The following is an 18900-nucleotide window of genomic DNA, read 5'->3' as shown; positions in this document are numbered from 1 at the left end:
TAAAAAAACCCGCTTTCGCGGGTTTTTATTTTATTTGTGTAGTATCGACTCAAAAGCTTTTAAACGCTTATAAATTGAAAGCAGTTCAATAATCGTTTTCCATGAACTAATTAAGTATTGGAAGGATTCACGGACCTTATCGAATACACCACCGATTTGGTTAATCAAGCCTAACGTCATCTTCCCACTCGCAATTGCAGGGAATAAAACAACTAGACTATATAAAATGTCTAACTGCTTATACCAAGTTGCGACCAAGTTAAAGTAAGCATAATGGAAATAGAGCCGGAAGTAGTTTTTACGAACTCGGCCGAATAGCTCTTTTAGAGTAGCTGGTCTTGCACGCTCTGCATGATCTTCTCCATAAACCAATTCTTTACGATAAGCCGCTTCTACTTTTTGATTATTAAATTGCAAACCTGGCAACTTAATCCCTACTACCATTAAAAGAACGGTACCAAAAGCAGCCCATACAATTGCTGCCCATACTAACGAATGTTCTAGTTCACCAACAATTGGTAAAACGGGAACATGTTTAGACAGTTGAAATAAAATAGGTAGAAAGGCAATTAAAATCATCACAGCTTTTACCAGTTCAACACCTAAGTCTTCCATAATGGTTGCAAAGCGCATAGTGTCTTCTTGCACACGCTGGGAAGCACCTTCAACATGACGTAGTTTTTCCCAATGCTCTGTGTAGTATTCATTCATTGCTGTACGCCAGCGGAATACATAATGGCTTGTAAAAAAGGCATTAATTACAGCAAGAGTCACAGCGACCATAGCAATATAAAGAAAAACCATTGTCTCGCTATATAATGCCGAGAGGTCTCCGCCACCATCAGAAAGCATTTTTTGGATTAAATCCCAAAATGGTACATACCATGCATTAATCGCAACACTGACCTGAACACCAAACCAAATATTGAACAAAATAAATGCCGACCCCCACACTGACCATCCCTGCCATGGATTATTAGAAAAAATTTTCCAAAATCCAGCAAAGAGCGCAGTAGAGACTAAAAACCAGACATAAAACCATAAGAAAGTTGGAGACCAAAAACGGCTCACACCCACTGGTAGTTGAGCATCATGATAGCCTTGAGGAAACCCGATAAAAGTTCCCCACGTGTTTCCACCTGAATACCAAAGCACCATATTGAGCGCGATCCAAATGACCGCAGATATAAAGAAATACCTTGGTGATGGAAAAAATGATTTGAACATTGAGCGTGGATATCCCTATATTTCTTCAAATTTACAATGAAAGGAATACTAAAACCTAAACCTTAAAATTGTGAAGGGTAAAGTTTAGAGAATTGTCAGTTTTTCCTATTCCATTGAAGGATTTGATCGTTTTTTTGTAAATTAATCCCTTTTTTGGCAATTTAATCCATTTAAATTACCTTGTATATGACTCTCGATAGAGCCATATACAGCTTTTATAACACAGTGATATTAGAGATTAAATCTCTTCTTTACGAACAATATAGCCTTCTAATTGCATTGCTTGAATAAGCAAATCTAGGTCCGAGGCACTCTTTAATTCGACATCAACGCTCACAGCGCTTTCTTTGGCACGGCTTGTTGCCGCAAAGCGTTCATGACGCAGCTCATAAATATTACCGCCCTGCTCAGCAATAATGGCCGTCAAACGAGCTAAAGCACCTGGATTGTCCGGTAATTCAACACGAATACGAACCATACGGCCTGTACGGGTTAAATGGCGTTGTAATACAGAGACCATAACACGTGTATCAATATTGCCACCCGACAGCACCACACCTAATTTATGACCTAAAAACAGATCGGGACGCGACATAATTGCAGCAATACCTGTTGCCCCTGCTCCTTCACATACTGTTTTTTCAATATTAAGTAATAGTGCAATCGCTTCTTCAATCATGTCTTCAGTGACAACAACAATGTCATCAACATATTCTTTAGCAACTTGGGTCGTAAGCTCACCTGGAGTTTTTACCGCAATACCCTCAGCAACAGTAGAGCCCATTGAAACTGCATGTTGATAATTACAAAGTAGTTTTGCCATACTTGGGTATACAACTGATTGCACCCCAATAATTTTGATTTTTGGATTGATCGCTTTAGCAGCAATTGCAATACCAGAAATTAAACCACCACCACCAATTGGCACAACCAAAATATCCAGATCAGGTACAGCCGCAAGCATTTCAAGTGCAATGGTGCCTTGACCCGCAATAATTTCAGCATCATCAAATGGGTGGATAATCGTTAAAGATTCTTCTTGTGCAACACGATGCATTTCAGCAGCAGCTTCTGAAAAGTCCTGCCCATGCAAAATAACGCGCGCACCGTACTCACGTACTCGTTGCACCTTAACATTTGGCGTAGATTTCGGCATTACAATAGTTGCAGTCACACCTGTCCGCTGAGCATGATAGGCTACACCTTGGGCGTGGTTGCCTGCCGAAGCTGCAATAACACCATGTTGCTTTTCTTGCTCAGATAAACACAACAGTTTATTCAGAGCACCCCGCTCTTTAAATGAAGCTGTAAATTGTAAGTTTTCAAATTTCAACCACATCTCAGCCCCTAAGGTTTTAGAAATGGTCTCTGAGAAAACAAAGGGAGTTTTTACAACTAAACCTTCCAAACGCTCTGCGGCAGCATGAACATCATCTAATGTTGGAAAGCCATTTTTAACCTGTTGCTGTATCATTTATCCAGTCAGCCTCAATACACTACAAATCAATTATTTTTAAAAAATGGCAACAATATTTCATATTAACCATTAGAGTTTTCAGCATATCCAACATGCCTCTAATATACAAAAAATTTTATTCCAAAAATTGAAGATTTAGACTTCCATAAAAAAAGCCCTTTGTGGGCTTTTTTTATAATTTTCAGAATATTAACGTTTATTTATTGGCTTTGAGCACTCAAGCCTTCCGTAGACATATTTTGTTCAGCTATTTTTTCATCAATAGCAAACTGAATATCAGAAAGCTTGGCATTAGCTGCATCTATACCAGATTTCATAGTAGCTTCACGGCCTTTGACATCAAAGATATGTGCTTTTTCTCTTAAATCTGGCTGAATAACAACATCTGCATATTGCAATTCTTCTGCTGCCAAACGCCCTTGCATGATATTAATATTCTGATTAAACAGTCCCCAGACATTCGAAGTTTCTGTGTAAATAGGTTGAGCTAGAATATCAACTGCAATAATGACATCAGCACCTAAATCACGAGCCACTTCAACAGGTACAGGACTTACCAACCCACCGTCTACATATTCAGATTTACCAATTTTAGTCGGCACAAACATACTCGGAATCGAAGCAGAGGCTCTCACGGCTTGCCCAGTATTGCCGTAGTTAAATACGGTCTTAGTGCCATGCTTCAGTTCAGTTGCCACCACATACATTGGAATCTTCATTTTTTCGAGTGGCATATTATTTACTTGCTGGTTAACGTAGTTCTCTACTTTTTTACCATCAAAAAAACCTTTTAAACCGATACTAATGTCACGGACATCGCCAGCTTTCATTTTTAAAGCAGTATCACGCAGTTCAGCAGGTGTTTTACCACTGGCATAAATTGCCCCAACAATACTACCCGCACTCGTACCCACAATAAAATCCGGGCGAATACCATGTTGTTCTAAAACTTCAATCACCCCTATATGAGCATAGCCTCGTGCCCCACCGCTACCCAATACAAGCGCAACAACAGGACGTTTTTGCATTTTTTTAATTCTTGCAAAAGGTTGATCGACAGGACGAGCATAAGCTTCTGTCGTTTGCGGTTTTAGAGCAGCAGACAAGTGTGTAGTGGTCTGGCATCCCGCCAACACCATAGAGAGTCCGAGAACCCACAATTTAAGCTGTTTCATGGCCCATCTTCGTACTATGAGGATTAAGTTCGGATTGCAATTTTAGTTGCTACTTTCGTGAAAAGCTGTAGTGAATTTATTTAATTTGTCATGTTTAAAATTTAGACTCAAGTATTTTATTTATCGCCTATATGAAAAAGGCCCCTTATGTATAAGAGGCCTTTTGAAACTTACCAGATATCTGAATCAACTTTTTTCTTCAATTCCGGATACTTGTCAATTTTAAACTCAGGCTCTTTAATGCCTCGTTTTAATTGCTCGCGGTAATCTTTTAACAAAGTACGTGCCATTGGCGTTAATAGTAAAATTGCAATCAAGTTAATGGTTGCCATGATACCCATAAACAAATCAGCCATTGACCAAACGAGCGGAACACTACCGATTGCACCGAAGTACACCATCACCAATACGAAAATACGGAAGATGAACATGACTTTCGGGTTGTTATTAATAAACTGTACATTACCTTCTGCATAGGCATAGTTACCTAGTACAGCTGAATAACAGAATAAGAATAATAGAACCGCTAGGAAATCAGATCCCCAATGTCCAACTTGAGTTTCTAAGGCACGTTGTGTTAATTCAACACCAACAAAACCTGCATCTTGGTAAACGCCAGAAACTAAGATGATGATTGCAGTACTTGTACATACAATGAACGTATCTACGAATACACCAAGCATTTGTACTAAACCTTGGTTTACAGGATGTTTTACATCAGATGCAGCAGCCGCGTTTGGCGCAGAACCCATACCTGCTTCGTTTGAGAACAAACCACGTTTAATACCTTGCATCATTGCCATTGACACTGCCGCACCGAAGAAACCACCTGCCGCAGCATTGAAGTGGAAAGCTTCAGTCACAATCAGCTTTAAAATATCAGGCAAAATTGCATAGTTACTAATGGCAATATAGAGAGCAACGGCTAGATAAAGACCCGCTTTTAAAGGTACAAACATCTCTGCAAATTTAGCGATACGTTTAATACCACCAAAAATTGCCAATGCAACCATCACGACAAGTGCAAGGCCAACCCATGAAATTTCTAGATCAACACCACCTAAATGAGCAACAAGATTAGCTTTGTCCCAACCCCAAGCATGTGAAGAAGCATTAGCAATCGCATTAATTTGGACTGAGTTGAATACGAAACCGTAGGTAAAAATGAGTGCTAGTGCGAAAACCACACCAAAGGTTTTACTGCGTAAACCTTGGGTAATATAGTAAGCTGGTCCACCGCGGAACTGTTTAGTCTTGTTATCTCGAACTTTAAAAAGCTGAGCAAGTGTAGACTCAATAAAAGCAGAGCTCATACCAAGTACAGCAGTTACCCACATCCAGAACACAGCGCCAGGGCCACCAATTGCGATCGCAATTGCCACACCTGCAATGTTACCCACCCCAACACGGCTCGCAAGACCCGTTACAAAAGCTTGGAAAGGTGTAAGTCCATGCTCATCTTCGCCTTCTGTACGGCTGCTTTTCATGACACGGATACTTTGCAAGAACATGCGGATCTGCACTGCCCCTGTTAAGACCGTATAAAAAATACCGACAGCCAGCAAGAAAATAACCAGAAAATCCCATAAAGGATCATTAAAAAATTGTACCCACGACATCAGTGTGGCATTGAGTTGTTCATTCATACTCGGTCCGCTTACGTTCTTGCTAATGTGCTAATAGCACAAGCCAAAATACTGCAATAAACAAAAAAGCCCCTCAAAATAGGGACTTCTTCAGTACATTTAAGGAAAAACTTTTAATGTCACTTGAATAGCAATTAACGTCACAAGTTTAAGCAACATAATGCCCAGCACTAAGCCTTTGAAGGTCGCATGAGAGAAAGCACCCTTCAGATAAAATGAATTCATCGCACCACTGAACATATTCCCATTTGGGTGAACAGAATGCATCGACTCGGCTACAAACTTGGAAACTAACAAATGACCACCGCTAAATCAGCTCGTTTAATGATTCCCATCAATTAATCGAGTTATAAAAATCTGGATTTAAGCCAATAAGCATATTTACATATACTTGAGAGCGAATGTCTAAAATGGATATGAATTTCAAAGACTGTAACGAGCCATCGCCATAACGCGGCTATCTGCGCCCTTTTCCCGCTGAGTGGAGAAGAGTGCATTTAGATCTGTACCAAGCTGTTGTATTTCTTGTGGCTCAGTAGTTGCGTGAGTTACGTTCATTTTCATGGTTGCAATGGTAATCGCCAATCCTTGTTTCATGAACTGCTTGTTGATGAGCGGTAAACTCATGTAAAGCTCCTTATTCCTCGTGTATTTCTCCATTTCTACATTCAAATCCTTTTTGTAAAGGGATTTTGTATGCAGCCATTTCTTTCCTAACATGAGTATGGAGAAATCATACCTGCGTAAAAAAGTCGGTATTATGCAGAAATTTAAAATTTTGTGTATGTTTTTCATTAAAAATTTATGTTATTTCCGATTACTTTTTATCCAAAATCATCTATTTTGTACTGTTTTTAAACATATTATACCTTTTTTTCAATTGAGTGATTTTTAATCCAACTAATGCTATAAATTTATTTTTATAGTCAAAAACATCATACTTTTTTGTCTATTTAGATCTAAAGTGGCATATTCACATTAGAGTTAATTAGACATTATATCCAAACTAAACACATCATCATATCTTTAAGGATATCCCTTTTCTAATATTTTTTGCTTATAAATGAAGTACTTTCAAAACATGAAATTAAGCTTCAAAAAAGTATGAAGTATTTAAGAAAAGATATAGGAGTACGCATGAATCTGGAACAAGTTCGTCTCGTTGATGAAGCTATCACTTCTCGACATTCTGTCCGCGCTTTTTTAAATACTCCAATTGAGCCAGAAGTCATTAAAGATATATTACGAGTCGCAAGTCGAGCACCTTCTGGAACGAACACTCAACCATGGAAAGTCTATGTGGTCACAGGTAAAAAACGTGATGAAATGGTTGAACGTGTCTGTGCTGCACAAATTGAAGTTTCAAAAAATCCTGAGCTAGCAGAACAATATAAAGAAACTTTTGCCTATTACCCTGAAAAATGGATATCCCCTTTTATTGACCGCCGCCGCGAGAATGGTTGGGGACTCTACGGTTTACTCGAAATCAAAAAGGGCGAAAAAGAAAAAATGGCTGAACAGCAGCTACGTAATTTTAAATTGTTTGATGCACCAGTCGGCCTTTTCTTTACCGTAAATAAAACGATGGGAATCGGTTCTAAAATGGATATCGCAATGATGATCCAAAACGTGATGGTCGCTGCCAAGGCACGTGGTTTAGATACATGCCCACAAGCAGCTTGGAATCATTTTCACCCTATTGTTTTAGATATAGTAGGTGCATCAGATGACGAAGAACTGGTATGTGCAATTGCATTAGGTCATGCCGATCCTAACCACATTGTAAATACCTTTATTACACCTAGAGAACCTGTTGAAAATTTCACAGTTTTTCTAGACGAATAAGCTATAAGTGGCCATTCTCTAAAAGCTATGAGAATGGCTTGGTTTTGACCTGTTGTGTCGCTTTCAATACGACAATAAAACCACTTAGTGTAAATAACACCATCATTACGCCCATATTGAGAGATGCGGACCAAATCAGGAAGTTAAGAAGCACGCCACCTAAAAGGCCACAAGCGAATTGCATACTTCCCATAATTGCACTTGCTGTCCCAGCGCGAGCACCTTGTTTGGACATTGCTAACGCCATAGCATTTGGGCCTGTTAAACCAATACCCGAAATAGCTAAAAATAACCCTACCATAACAAGCCATAAAGGCGCTGCAGGGATTAAACCAGCAATAAATACAATGATGGCTCCAGTCACTTGCACAAGGGAACCCGATTTTAAGCGTTTGGTAATTTCAACACGTGTTGTTAAATGCTTGTTTAAAGAAGACATCAACATAATGCCAAAAGCATTTAGTCCAAACACGTAAGCAAACTCTTGCTGATTAAGTCCGTACTGATCCATAAACACGGCAGGTGCTGAGCTGATATAGCAAAACAATGCAGCCCCTGTTAAACAACCTGCAAACATAGGTAAGCGGAAACTCGCATCTTTGAAAATAGCTCCATATAAAGTCACCACTTGATAGAGCGATAGCTTAAGCCTTTTATCATTTGCCAAAGTTTCTTTAAAAAAGAAATGTACGCACAGCCAACACAGCGCACCCACAATTGAAAGCGCAATAAAAATAGCCTGCCACGGAAACCAAATTAAAATCCATGCTCCGATCATAGGAGCCAAAATTGGTGCAAGTCCCATGACAATCATCATGCTTGAGAAAGCTTGTGCCGAGCCTTGAACGTCCAATTTATCGCGTATTGCCGCACGAGCCATGACTACGCCAACACAACCACCTAAAGCTTGTAGAATACGGGCCGCAATCAAGCTCCATTCATTAGTAGCCATTACACAAAATAAGCTTGCGACTGCATAAAGCGCGAGGCCAAAGTAAAGTGGTTTCTTTCTACCGATACGATCGCTTAAAGGACCATAAACCAACTGCCCAATGGCTAAACCAAAAAAATATGCTGGTAGTGTATTTGTCACCATTTGCGTACTTACCCCAAAATCATGGGCCATTTGTGGTAACGCAGGTAAGTACATATCAATGGATAACGGCCCTAAAGCCGTAAGTAAAGCGAGCAACATAATCCAGCCAATAGAGTATTGACGCTGGGCTGTTTGTTCAGACATAACGATATTTCATTTTTCACTCATTTGCATACAGACAAGCTTACACTGTCTATCGTATGATTTGTGCAACATTGGTGTAGAAATACACAAATCCTTTATCACACAGGTTGATCAGCAAGGACTTCATTTGAAATCTTGGTTTAAACGCCTAAAAAGAGCGACTTATAACACCACATTTATGTATAACGTGCGAATGCTGATAGCCTTTTCAGGAACTGCTTTCGTGCCTTATTTTTTAGGCTATCAATTAGCAACTATTCCACTCACTTTAGGTGTAGTCGCAGCAGGTTTGAGTGATATTGATGATCGCTTTTCCGTGCGAATCATGAACCTAATTTATACTTATATTGGGTTCTTCGTTACCGCAGCTTCGGTACAACTACTTTTCCCCTACCCAATGGCTTTTGCTTTAGGGTTGATTGCCTCATGTATTGGCTGGATTTTATTAGGTTCGCTGGGACGTCGTTACGCCACCATTTCTTATGGCTGTTTGGTTGTTTCGGTCTATACCATGTTGGGTGTTCACCTTTTCGATCATTGGTATATTCAACCTGCTCTTTTAGTTGCAGGTGCTGCTTGGTATGGTCTCATTGCTACTATTAGCTTTTTACTATTTCCGGTTCGCCAACTTCAAGATAAACTCGCAGCGTCTTATGCATCTCTAGGTGACTTTCTATTTGCAAAATCAAATTTATTTGATGTAGATATGACTCCTGCCAGCTATCAGCAAAGTATGATTGAGCTGTCATTAGAAAATGGTAAGTTAATTACGATTTTTAATGACTTAAAAACAGCTTTATTGACTCGTTTAAAAGGTGACCGTGGGCAAAAAGATACACGCCGAAGCTTACATTATTATTTTGTCGCTCAAGACATTCATGAGCGTGCTGACTCAGCCCATATCGACTATCAAAAGTTAGCCAAAATTTTTCAGCACAGTGATATTTTATTTAGATTTCAACGAATTTTGGCGGTTCAAGGCAAAGCTTGCCAAGAGTTAAACGAATGTATTTTACAACGTAAACCTTATAACCATAACAAACGTTTCAAACAGAGTTTTGAGAACTTAAGACTATCTTTAGAGAAACTAAGACGTGATCAGCATTATGATCTGTTATGGGTAAATGCTCTCTTCGCTTTATACCAAAATTTAAAATCTATCGACTCTCAGTTACTCAACTTAGAAACGGAACAACACATTCAGTCTGATAAAGTTAAACAAGCAGAGAACCAGCTTAAAGATGATGATTTACAAGGATGGAACGATATTGTCATCCGAATAAAGCAAAATTTAACTCCTGAATCTGTACTTTTCCGCCATGCAATTCGCGTCTCAATCGTTCTTTTTATTGGGTATGTGCTGATTCAAATGACCAATATCGAGTACGGCTATTGGATTATGCTTACAGCCCTATTTGTAAGCCAACCTAACTTCAACGCAACCAAACGTCGCTTACGCTTACGAATTGTCGGAACATTAGTCGGAATTATTGTTGGTCTTACCATTGTATTTCTCGTGCCTTCCGTCGAAGGACAACTATTAATGTTGATCTTGAGCGGGGTACTGTTTTTTGAGTTACGCAGTAAGCAATATGCTCAAGCAACCGCATTTATTACAATTTTGGCATTAATTAACTTTAATCTAGATGGCTCGGCAATGGCTGCTGCTATTCCGCGATTTGTAGATACTTTAATTGGATGTGCCCTAGCTTGGTTTGGGGTGACATTTATTTGGCCTGACTGGAAATTCCGACGCTTACCTCGCAACATCAGACGTTCATTACAAGCTCAATGCAATTATTTAGCTGAAGTTGTTAAACAATATCATGAAGGCCGCAATCATGCGTTGAATTACCGTATTGTAAGACGAGCTGCTCATAATACAGATGCCGAGGTTGCTTCACTTATTTCAACTTTAGCAACAGAGCCAGACTTTGACCCTACCCGTAAGTCGGATATCTTTGAATTTTTATGTTTAAACCATACATTTTTAAGTTATATCGCCGCACTTGGAGCACATCGAGAAAGCATTCAAGATCAAGCTGTTCTTAAACTCTTAGACCAAGCGCTAGATGATATTCAGGGTGCATTATTAAGAGATGAGATGCCTGATCTTACAGCACAAAATATGCTCCAGACGATACGTCAACGTTTGAGTCAAAATAATGAAGAGGACCAGAAATCACTCATTATTTTACAGCAGCTATCACTCATGCTTGGTGTATTGAACCGTTTTAGTATGCTAAAACAACGCCTAAGTCATGATCTTGATAATGATGCCAGCGAGCTTGCATCGTTATAAATTTGAGTCGGAAATTAGTATGAAATTGGCATAATATCCTTTCCTGACTTATGCCAATTAATGCTAAACTTAAAACAGTTTACAATTTGTTATTTGCACTATGACCGCGAAAACTTTATACGCTTATACGCTTCAGCCTGTTCCCTATGATGTGTCAGAAGCTGAACAACGTAATGCACAGCTTCTTATCTGGCGCAGCACCAATAAAATCAGCACAAAAATTTGGGCAATTATGGGTGTCGTTTTAGCCCTAGCTATATTAGGTCTTATTTTTATTAAGAACTACTCTACTGTTTTTTGCTGGGTTGCTATTGTCGCTGTTGTACTTTACTACCTAGGTCGTAAATACGGATTAGAGTGGTACGTTAAACGCAAAATGAATGAATTTCCGGTACAGGAAATCAAAGGTATTCGTTTAGGTGTGCAGCCTCATGGTATTGTGATGCGTCAACAAATGGGCTTACAAGAAGGCGTAGGTACTATTGGATGGAAAAATATCTACGAATGGTACAATACACCTGATTTTATTTTGGTCAATTTCAAAGTAAAAGATCCAAAAGGCCAAGAACAACAAGGTGCTTATATCCTACCTAAGCGCATGGATTCTAAAAACTTCTCGTTCAACACAATTCGCACACACTTAAAAGAATCTGTAGGCGAACCAAAAACCTTGTAATTCTAGATTTTATAAAAAGCCTCCTCATGGAGGTTTTTTATTAAGCTAAAAATAAATGATAATGAAAATTAATATTATCTCCAAAATCCATATTATCTCCCCAATCTTCGGCTATACTTCGTTACAAGATCTCCATCATATTTACATTTTCGACCATGTTTAAAAAAATTTTATTTCAAATTCATTGGTTTCTGGGTATTACTGCTGGCCTCATCTTATCCATTATGGGTGTTACAGGTGCAATTTATTCTTATGACCAACAAATTTTAAAATGGGTGAATTCTGATAGTTATGTTGTACAAGCTGAAAACACTCCAAAATTAACTCCTGCTCAGCTATATCAACATTTCAATACAGCCCAACCTGAAATCAAAATTAATAGCATTACGATTGCCAAGGACCCCACCTCTTCTTCTATTGTAAATATTGAAAAAGAAGGTGAACGCCGTGGCTATAATATGATGGTGAACCCTTATAACGCTGAGGTTCTTCCAGATGTTAAAGGCCGAAAATTGTTGTTACTCATACAACAAATTCATCGTAATTTAACAGCAGGTGAAGTTGGTAAACAAATTACTGGTGCCTGCGCACTCATGCTAATTTACTTCGTACTCAGTGGGTTATATTTACGTTGGCCTAAAAAGCATTCTGCTCGTCAATGGCTTGCTGTTAAACCGAAACTCAAAGGCCGGAATTTTATTTGGGATCTACATGCTGTTGTCGGCACATGGGTCATTGTTTTTTATCTTCTTTTCGCATGTACAGGACTATATTGGTCTTATGATTGGTGGCGTAGTGGCATGTTCAAAGTGATGGGAGTTGAACAGCCTAAACGACAAGATCATGGCGCTGCTCCTCAAAATCAAAATCGTGGAATGCAGCAAGGTAAACAATCTGACCGTAATAATGATAAAAAATCAGAGCCTCAATTAGATAATACTCAACTCATTACAGCACTTAATCAAACATGGAGTGGCTTCAATAGTCAGGTTGGACGTGATTATTCGACTCTAACATTAAGCTTACCGAAAAAAGATGATGGAAAAATTGAGTTAAGCTTTGTCGATGCTACCCCACAACACGAACGGGCACGTAACCAAGCCATCTATAATTATCAAACTGGCAACATCGAAAAGATGGAGCTTTACGAAGACAAAAAGCTTAATCAAAAGATTATGAGCAGCATGTTACCCGTACACCGCGGTAGCTTCTTTGGACCAATTTATCAATTCGTTGCAATGCTTGCTTCTCTAGCAATGCCTTTGTTCTTGGTTACTGGGTGGATGCTGTATCTTAAACGCCGTAAACAGAAAAAATTAACACAGGCGGCTCGTCAGTCTTTAGCAGGACAATACATTGATCCAAATGCAAAGCCTTGGCTTATTACTTATGCAACTCAAACCGGCGTAGCTGAACAACTCGCTTGGAGTACGGCAACAAGTTTACAAGAAGCTCATCAACCTGTTCAGGTAAAACCTGTACAGCAACTAACACAAACTGATTTAGAGCAACATCAACAGGTTTTATTCGTGATCAGTACTTATGGTACTGGTGATGCTCCTGATCTTGCTACAAGCTTTGCTAAAAAACTTTTAAAATTGAATGTGGATCTTAAGCACATCAACTATGCTGTTCTAGCGCTGGGCTCTAAAGAATATCCAGACACTTATTGTAGTTTTGGCCATGCAGTAGATGTTTGGCTTAAAGCAAATGGTGCCCATGCCCTCTTCAATACAATTGAAGTTGATAATGCAAACCCATCGGATATTCAAAATTGGAATCAATCTCTCGCTAAAGCAACCAAATTAGATTTACATGCTGTAAATCTGGAAAAAGTATTTGATAGTTGGACATTACAACAACGTGATTTACTCAACCCAAATAGCTTAGGTCAGCCTGCTTATAATATTGAACTTAAAGCAAATCATGAGGCGATATGGCAAGCGGGTGATATTGCTGAAATCCAGCCTGGTAATAGTCCTGAACGTATTCATGCTTTTTTGCAAAAGCATCATATTCTTAAAAATTCAAAAGTTGATTCATTGCAGATTTCAATCGAAAAAGCACTTTGGAATAAAGATTTAACTGGTGAAATTGAACCATTTGCCAATCTGGATCATTTATTAGAGCAGCTCCCTACTCTACCAACGCGAGAGTATTCGATTGCGAGCATTCCGTCTCAGCAAGTCCTTCGTTTGGTTGTTCGTCAACAATATGATGCGTCTGGTAATTTAGGTTTAGGTTCGGGTTGGCTAACTCAACATACACAAGTTAATAATGAAATCGCTTTGCGTATTCGTACCAATGAATCATTCCATCTTATTGATGATAACCGCCCTATTATTTGTATTGGTAACGGAACTGGCATTGCTGGCTTAATGAGCCTATTACACACCCGTACGCGTCATGATTACACTGAAAACTGGTTAATCTTTGGTGAACGTCAAAGAGCATGTGATTTCTTCTATGAATCAACTATTGAGGCATGGAAAACCACAGGAATGTTAAAGCGCCTCGATTTAGCATTTTCGAGAGATCAAGAACAACGCATGTATGTTCAAGATGTAATCCGTCAGAATGCAGCAGAATTAGTAAGCTGGGTAGAACGCGGTGCTGTTCTGTATGTATGCGGTAGTATTGATGGTATGGCAAGTGGAGTTGATCAAGCACTTATCGAAATTCTAGGTGAAGAACAGGTAGATGATTTAAGACAACAAGGTCGTTACCGCCGTGATGTTTATTAAAGATCAATAAAAACTAAAACCGAGTAATGGCTTAATGCTTTACTCGGTTTTTTATTGCATTCAGAATGATTTTGCATACACTGTCTGCAATTTAAATTGCAACTCTAAGCACAATGCAAGTCAGTAAGTGGATCCGTATTTTCCTAGCAATCATTGGTTCGATTTTATTTCTAGATGGATTAGTTCTAATTTGTCTCAATAAAATTAATGTAGGTACCGTTATTCCTTTAATTTTAGGTGCTTTCTTCTGCCTATATTCCTTATTTTATTATCATTTAGAACGCTTTTTCTTCTATCACTATCGCTTACACACACTTTGGCGCTTTGGATGGTTATGCTTCTGGATATGGTTAATTGGCTTAGGCTATTTTTTTAGCTTTATTAAAGAAAATAAAGATACTCCAAATAGTATCCCTCCAGTAAAAGCAATTATTGTCTTAGGAAGCGGTGTTGAGAATGGTCAGCCATCCACAATTCTTGCAAAACGTTTAGATACGGCCGCCCCTCTAGCCCTAAAACAGCAGCAAGCACAGATTGTTCTAACAGGTGGTCTTGATTTTTCAGAAAAAGAAAGCGAAGCACTGGTTATGTCTCGTTATCTTGAACAAAAGTATCATATCGCAAGAGATCAAATGATCCTTGAAGATAAAAGCACCAGCACAGAGCTTAACTTAAAAAATAGTAAAACCTTATTAGAACAGCACCACATTACCTTAGACCAACCAATCGCTATTGTGACAAGTGATTTTCATATTCCTCGAGCAATAGCAATTGCAAAAAAACAGGGCTATACCCAAGTTTATGGGGTAGCGGCAGAAACACCATTAGCTACTCGTTACAATGCATGGTTACGGGAATATTTCGCATATGCAAGTGGATGGATTTTAAACGAATATTAAAAAATAATTTAATAAAAAAACTGCTATTTAAAAAATAGCAGTTTTTTTTGTGAAAATATTAGTGATCGGTACAAATACAAAGTTGATCTAAGCTGAAGATCATAAATTGCAAGTTAGATTCTTATCTTTAGCCACTAATAAAGAAATTTAATAAGGAGGAGGAAGCCCATCAACAGCAAGAGAAAAAATACTAATGCTAAAAAATTAAAAACTAGCGATCAATAAAAAGAATAACTTAAAGATATAAGGACTTTAATTTTAGAATAGAAACGTTGTATCTACACTGAGTCACATAGTAAATAAATTTACATGTAAGTATAAGATATTTATAGATGAGTATAAATTTAGGGAATTTAAATTTCTAATAGAAATTATGGTGGGCGCTGACGGGATCGAACCGCCGACATTCTGCTTGTAAGGCAGACGCTCTACCAACTGAGCTAAGCGCCCTTAATGAGAAAAGATAACGAATGTATCTTCATACTCTACATTCTCTAGACAAGGGAATCAAGAGAATGGCGCAGCGGACGGGGCTCGAACCCGCGACCCCCGGCGTGACAGGCCGGTATTCTAACCAACTGAACTACCGCTGCACTACAATACTTTAAAATAAAGTATGGTCACATATATGGTGGGCGCTGACGGGATCGAACCGCCGACATTCTGCTTGTAAGGCAGACGCTCTACCAACTGAGCTAAGCGCCCCAAGAAGAAAAAACTAATAAATTATTAATTTTTCGATTTAAAATTCTTACATCTTAAATCATCTTCCAAACACAACTCGAACTGAAAAGTGGCGCAGCGGACGGGGCTCGAACCCGCGACCCCCGGCGTGACAGGCCGGTATTCTAACCAACTGAACTACCGCTGCACTTTCACAATATCGCAATTGTGGGGTAAACGATGTTAAGTCTTAAGTGGCGCAGCGGACGGGGCTCGAACCCGCGACCCCCGGCGTGACAGGCCGGTATTCTAACCAACTGAACTACCGCTGCACTTGAGAGCTTAACGTAAAGGCTTGGTGGGCGCTGACGGGATCGAACCGCCGACATTCTGCTTGTAAGGCAGACGCTCTACCAACTGAGCTAAGCGCCCTTAACGTCTTCATCGTTTGTGAGGTGCATTATAGAGAATCTTTAACAGGTGTCAAACGCTTTTCGACAACTTTTCAAAAAAATGCGAATGAATGATTAAAAATAAGTCATTATTAAGTAAAAAACAATTTTTTGTATTTTATTTAAGCACTTATTTTAATATTTTGATCATTCAGCTAATTAAATAAGAATTTTTAAAATCTTATTTTAGGTTAAAGATTGCTCAGACAAATAAACCAATGCATCTTCAGCGACTAAATCAAACAACTCAATGATTTCTTCATTACGCATTCGAATACATCCATGTGACATGGGAACACCCATCGGTTCTTTATCAGGTGTGCCATGAATATAGATATAACGCTGCATGGTGTCGTGGCCATCACCTTTATTAAAGCCTTCTTCTAAGCCATCTAACCAAAGAATACGGGACAATATCCAATCTCGCTCAGGAAATTGTGCTGCAAGTTCACTACTATAGACCTCCCCTGTTGGCTTACGTGCAATAAAAACCGCATTTTGAGGAGATTGTGCACCAATTTTTTTTGCAACCCTATGCCATCCACGTGGAGTCCTACCAGTATTCTCTTGCTCACCGATTCCGTTCTTTCCGGTAGAAATGACATAAAACTTATTATGTTTAGGCAAAGTTAATGTTTGATTTGCTAAATCGATGAGGACATCTGCTTCTTCGAGCTTAAATTGAGACATTGAACTTATTCTCTTATATCAACTCAAATACTTTGAGTTTAAGTAAAAATTTATATGAAGAACTTGTCTTGCGCCAAAATTAAAAGATTATCAATCTTCTCTTATCTACGCGCAGTTTCACTGCTTGTCTTGCGCCAAAATTAAAAGATTATCAATCTTTTAATTTTGGCTCAGGGCGTAGCCATAACCAAACTGCAACGATCAACATGGTAGTATCAGTAAAAATCTTGACCCAAAGCGGTGCTGAAGTAAATAGCATTATAAGGCCACTGATTGCCATCATTATGCTTGCAATCCATTTGGCTTTACGTGGTACTGTACCATTGGTTCGCCAATCACGTAATGTTGGGCCGTATTTGGGATGGTTTAATAACCAATCATCCATTTGTGGCCATCCCTTTGAAGCTGCCCATGCAGCCAGAATCAAAAACACTGTTGTGGGCATACCTGGTAAAATTGCTCCAATAATGCCTAGCGTGATAAAAATCACGACCAAAGAGCGCCAGAACAATGTTCGCATATATAAACCTTAACCTGCTGTTAGCGTTAGTATAAAGTGTTTTTCTAATATTGTTTGTTGATCCCTTATGAAATTAGGATGAATTACTTCGAGTATTAAATATATGAATATTGCCTCAGTGAAAACTTCCTATTTCGAACCATGGCTTCAATTTCAACATCCTATAGTGCGACAGCTGGCTTTTTGTATTGCTAGTCCAAATTTACTTTGCCAATTACCAAAAAGTTTTTCTATACAACACGACTTTAAGCTGCACCCAACCGAAGTATGGGAAGAGCATTTCCAAAATTATTTACCACGGTTAAAAGAGCTCGATCAGTCACCAGATCCTTTAATCCAGTTTTTATCTCAACTTAAAAGTACACGCTTAGGTTTACGCTTTGAGAATTTACTTTGGTTCTGGCTACAAGAGGATAATTATCATCCTTACCAACTATTAGGCCATAGTATTCAAAAAATTGATGGAGCAAAAACTTTAGGTGAGCTAGATTTTTTAATTTTAAATAAAGAAACTCAACAAATTGAACATTGGGAAGTCGCGTTAAAATACTATTTGGGCGAGGCAGACTTACATTTAGAACAATGGATTGGATTAAACCGTCAGGATACTTTAAGCAAGAAACTTTATCATTTTACGAATAAGCAATTTCAATTTTCTGAGGCATTAAATTTTAAGATTCAACAACGTTTTGCAGTTTTAAAAGGACAACTCTACCTACCACTTCAACTAAATTTTCAAAAGTCGCCACCAGACTGGATAAATTTAAAGCGTCGTTTGGGATATTGGGGGACTACCATTCTCCATTCTTCTTTTTATCGATTGGAAAGACATGAATGGTTGTGTCCAAATAAAGAGCAGACTTCAAATCAAGCACATTGGTGGACAGACGGTCTATATTGTAAAAATAGTAAAGAGATTTTGTTTTATATGTTTAGACATCCTTCGTACTTAAACATCAAGCCTCAACTGCAAAAATTAAGCTAATTAACAATAAGTTTTAAGCTTCTAGAAACATTTTATAACGTTTTTACTATTAAACAGTCATGTTTCTTTTTCCGTTTGTTTTTTAATCTAAATTTACTTCATTATTAAATTTAAACGGAGAAAATGATGAAAAAAGTTTTAGCTGCGTCTGTAATGGTTGCTGTTATTTTAACAGGGTGTAATACGTTTAAAGGTTTTGGGCAAGATGTTTCTAAAGCAGGTGATGCTGTAACAAATACTGCTGAAAAAACACAAGATAAAATGTAAGTTAGAGTTGTTACTTCAAAAACCTTATCATTCCGATAAGGTTTTTTTATTTTTACGTACCCATCATCTAGAGATTCGCCTATTATATCGGA

General features: G+C 38.5%; 16 protein-coding genes and 6 tRNA genes. 7 read left to right on the top strand and 15 right to left on the bottom strand.

The window, feature by feature from the left end:
* Nucleotides 1-30: 30 nt before the first annotated feature.
* From sbmA to ACTJJH_RS08970, 6 genes are all read right to left on the bottom strand, one after another.
* Complete coding sequence (gene sbmA, locus ACTJJH_RS08995; RefSeq protein WP_119684659.1) at nucleotides 31-1227, bottom strand: peptide antibiotic transporter SbmA; 1197 nt, start codon at nucleotides 1225-1227, stop codon at nucleotides 31-33.
* Nucleotides 1228-1465: 238 nt separating this feature from the next.
* A complete protein-coding gene (locus ACTJJH_RS08990) occupies nucleotides 1466-2701 on the bottom strand; it encodes a threonine ammonia-lyase (protein ID WP_005064397.1) in 1236 nt (411 codons plus the stop codon).
* Nucleotides 2702-2904: 203 nt separating this feature from the next.
* Complete coding sequence (locus ACTJJH_RS08985) at nucleotides 2905-3879, bottom strand: patatin-like phospholipase family protein (protein ID WP_005804673.1); 975 nt, start codon at nucleotides 3877-3879, stop codon at nucleotides 2905-2907.
* A 170-nt stretch (nucleotides 3880-4049) separates the two neighbouring features.
* A complete protein-coding gene (locus tag ACTJJH_RS08980) occupies nucleotides 4050-5525 on the bottom strand; it encodes an alanine/glycine:cation symporter family protein (protein ID WP_063099544.1) in 1476 nt (491 codons plus the stop codon).
* A 99-nt stretch (nucleotides 5526-5624) separates the two neighbouring features.
* Entirely contained in the window at nucleotides 5625-5765 is a 141-nt protein-coding gene (locus ACTJJH_RS08975) for a hypothetical protein (protein ID WP_014207545.1), read from the bottom strand.
* A 183-nt stretch (nucleotides 5766-5948) separates the two neighbouring features.
* Nucleotides 5949-6152 (bottom strand): hypothetical protein, encoded by a 204-nt coding sequence (locus ACTJJH_RS08970; protein WP_086399865.1) that lies wholly within the window; start codon nucleotides 6150-6152, stop codon nucleotides 5949-5951.
* A gap of 510 nt (nucleotides 6153-6662) precedes the next feature.
* On the opposite strand from ACTJJH_RS08970, the gene ACTJJH_RS08965 reads away from it, so the two are divergent.
* Nucleotides 6663-7370, top strand: a complete 708-nt coding sequence (locus ACTJJH_RS08965; protein WP_002116417.1) for a nitroreductase — start codon at nucleotides 6663-6665, stop codon at nucleotides 7368-7370.
* A gap of 25 nt (nucleotides 7371-7395) precedes the next feature.
* Here the strand turns inward: ACTJJH_RS08965 and ACTJJH_RS08960 are convergent, their stop codons facing one another.
* On the bottom strand, nucleotides 7396-8610 hold the full coding sequence (locus ACTJJH_RS08960; protein ID WP_440601025.1) for a multidrug effflux MFS transporter: 1215 nt from the start codon (nucleotides 8608-8610) through the stop codon (nucleotides 7396-7398).
* 127 nt (nucleotides 8611-8737) lie between these two features.
* On the opposite strand from ACTJJH_RS08960, the gene yccS reads away from it, so the two are divergent.
* The 4 genes from yccS (at nucleotide 8738) to ACTJJH_RS08940 (ending at nucleotide 15231) form a co-directional block, all read left to right on the top strand.
* Nucleotides 8738-10912 carry a YccS family putative transporter gene (yccS, locus tag ACTJJH_RS08955; protein ID WP_017400237.1) on the top strand — a complete coding sequence of 725 codons (2175 nt, stop codon included), beginning with the start codon at nucleotides 8738-8740 and terminating at the stop codon, nucleotides 10910-10912.
* Nucleotides 10913-11012: 100 nt separating this feature from the next.
* Nucleotides 11013-11588 (top strand): SdpI family protein, encoded by a 576-nt coding sequence (locus ACTJJH_RS08950; RefSeq protein ID WP_002116136.1) that lies wholly within the window; start codon nucleotides 11013-11015, stop codon nucleotides 11586-11588.
* A gap of 155 nt (nucleotides 11589-11743) precedes the next feature.
* Nucleotides 11744-14332 (top strand): PepSY domain-containing protein, encoded by a 2589-nt coding sequence (locus ACTJJH_RS08945; RefSeq protein WP_440601024.1) that lies wholly within the window; start codon nucleotides 11744-11746, stop codon nucleotides 14330-14332.
* A gap of 113 nt (nucleotides 14333-14445) precedes the next feature.
* Complete coding sequence (locus ACTJJH_RS08940; RefSeq protein ID WP_440601023.1) at nucleotides 14446-15231, top strand: YdcF family protein; 786 nt, start codon at nucleotides 14446-14448, stop codon at nucleotides 15229-15231.
* 374 nt (nucleotides 15232-15605) lie between these two features.
* Here the strand turns inward: ACTJJH_RS08940 and ACTJJH_RS08935 are convergent.
* From ACTJJH_RS08935 to ACTJJH_RS08900, 8 genes are all read right to left on the bottom strand, one after another.
* A tRNA-Val gene (locus tag ACTJJH_RS08935) sits at nucleotides 15606-15681 on the bottom strand.
* A 66-nt stretch (nucleotides 15682-15747) separates the two neighbouring features.
* A tRNA-Asp gene (locus ACTJJH_RS08930) sits at nucleotides 15748-15824 on the bottom strand.
* A 36-nt stretch (nucleotides 15825-15860) separates the two neighbouring features.
* Nucleotides 15861-15936 (bottom strand) — tRNA-Val (locus tag ACTJJH_RS08925).
* A gap of 89 nt (nucleotides 15937-16025) precedes the next feature.
* Nucleotides 16026-16102 (bottom strand) — tRNA-Asp (locus ACTJJH_RS08920).
* Nucleotides 16103-16149: 47 nt separating this feature from the next.
* Nucleotides 16150-16226: transfer RNA gene (locus ACTJJH_RS08915), tRNA-Asp, on the bottom strand.
* A 24-nt stretch (nucleotides 16227-16250) separates the two neighbouring features.
* Nucleotides 16251-16326: transfer RNA gene (locus ACTJJH_RS08910), tRNA-Val, on the bottom strand.
* Between the two features lie 206 nt (nucleotides 16327-16532).
* Entirely contained in the window at nucleotides 16533-17036 is a 504-nt protein-coding gene (gene elsL / locus ACTJJH_RS08905; protein WP_063099547.1) for a cell wall-recycling L,D-carboxypeptidase ElsL, read from the bottom strand.
* Nucleotides 17037-17187: 151 nt separating this feature from the next.
* A complete protein-coding gene (locus tag ACTJJH_RS08900) occupies nucleotides 17188-17556 on the bottom strand; it encodes a YbaN family protein (protein WP_014207553.1) in 369 nt (122 codons plus the stop codon).
* A 103-nt stretch (nucleotides 17557-17659) separates the two neighbouring features.
* Between ACTJJH_RS08900 and ACTJJH_RS08895 the strand changes: the two genes are divergently transcribed.
* Both ACTJJH_RS08895 and ACTJJH_RS08890 read left to right on the top strand, forming a co-directional pair.
* Nucleotides 17660-18541 carry a DUF1853 family protein gene (locus ACTJJH_RS08895; protein WP_440601022.1) on the top strand — a complete coding sequence of 294 codons (882 nt, stop codon included), beginning with the start codon at nucleotides 17660-17662 and terminating at the stop codon, nucleotides 18539-18541.
* Between the two features lie 123 nt (nucleotides 18542-18664).
* On the top strand, nucleotides 18665-18808 hold the full coding sequence (locus ACTJJH_RS08890) for an entericidin A/B family lipoprotein (protein WP_014207555.1): 144 nt from the start codon (nucleotides 18665-18667) through the stop codon (nucleotides 18806-18808).
* Nucleotides 18809-18900: the final 92 nt, after the last annotated feature.

The sequence above is a fragment of the Acinetobacter sp. 22301 genome, assembly GCF_052045285.1.
GTDB classification, from domain to species: Bacteria; Pseudomonadota; Gammaproteobacteria; order Pseudomonadales; family Moraxellaceae; genus Acinetobacter; species Acinetobacter pittii.
Note: the sequence above shows the minus strand (reverse complement) of the source record. Positions and strands in the feature narration are given on the sequence as shown.

Coding starts and splice junctions, on each gene's coding strand:
- sbmA (WP_119684659.1), bottom strand. CDS start 1,227: ATGTTCAAATCATTTTTTCCATCACCAAGGTATTTCTTTATATCTGCG.
- ACTJJH_RS08990 (WP_005064397.1), bottom strand. CDS start 2,701: ATGATACAGCAACAGGTTAAAAATGGCTTTCCAACATTAGATGATGTT.
- ACTJJH_RS08985 (WP_005804673.1), bottom strand. CDS start 3,879: ATGAAACAGCTTAAATTGTGGGTTCTCGGACTCTCTATGGTGTTGGCG.
- ACTJJH_RS08980 (WP_063099544.1), bottom strand. CDS start 5,525: ATGAATGAACAACTCAATGCCACACTGATGTCGTGGGTACAATTTTTT.
- ACTJJH_RS08975 (WP_014207545.1), bottom strand. CDS start 5,765: ATGTTCAGTGGTGCGATGAATTCATTTTATCTGAAGGGTGCTTTCTCT.
- ACTJJH_RS08970 (WP_086399865.1), bottom strand. CDS start 6,152: ATGAGTTTACCGCTCATCAACAAGCAGTTCATGAAACAAGGATTGGCG.
- ACTJJH_RS08965 (WP_002116417.1), top strand. CDS start 6,663: ATGAATCTGGAACAAGTTCGTCTCGTTGATGAAGCTATCACTTCTCGA.
- ACTJJH_RS08960 (WP_440601025.1), bottom strand. CDS start 8,610: ATGTCTGAACAAACAGCCCAGCGTCAATACTCTATTGGCTGGATTATG.
- ACTJJH_RS08950 (WP_002116136.1), top strand. CDS start 11,013: ATGACCGCGAAAACTTTATACGCTTATACGCTTCAGCCTGTTCCCTAT.
- ACTJJH_RS08945 (WP_440601024.1), top strand. CDS start 11,744: ATGTTTAAAAAAATTTTATTTCAAATTCATTGGTTTCTGGGTATTACT.
- ACTJJH_RS08940 (WP_440601023.1), top strand. CDS start 14,446: ATGCAAGTCAGTAAGTGGATCCGTATTTTCCTAGCAATCATTGGTTCG.
- elsL (WP_063099547.1), bottom strand. CDS start 17,036: ATGTCTCAATTTAAGCTCGAAGAAGCAGATGTCCTCATCGATTTAGCA.
- ACTJJH_RS08900 (WP_014207553.1), bottom strand. CDS start 17,556: ATGCGAACATTGTTCTGGCGCTCTTTGGTCGTGATTTTTATCACGCTA.
- ACTJJH_RS08895 (WP_440601022.1), top strand. CDS start 17,660: ATGAATATTGCCTCAGTGAAAACTTCCTATTTCGAACCATGGCTTCAA.
- ACTJJH_RS08890 (WP_014207555.1), top strand. CDS start 18,665: ATGATGAAAAAAGTTTTAGCTGCGTCTGTAATGGTTGCTGTTATTTTA.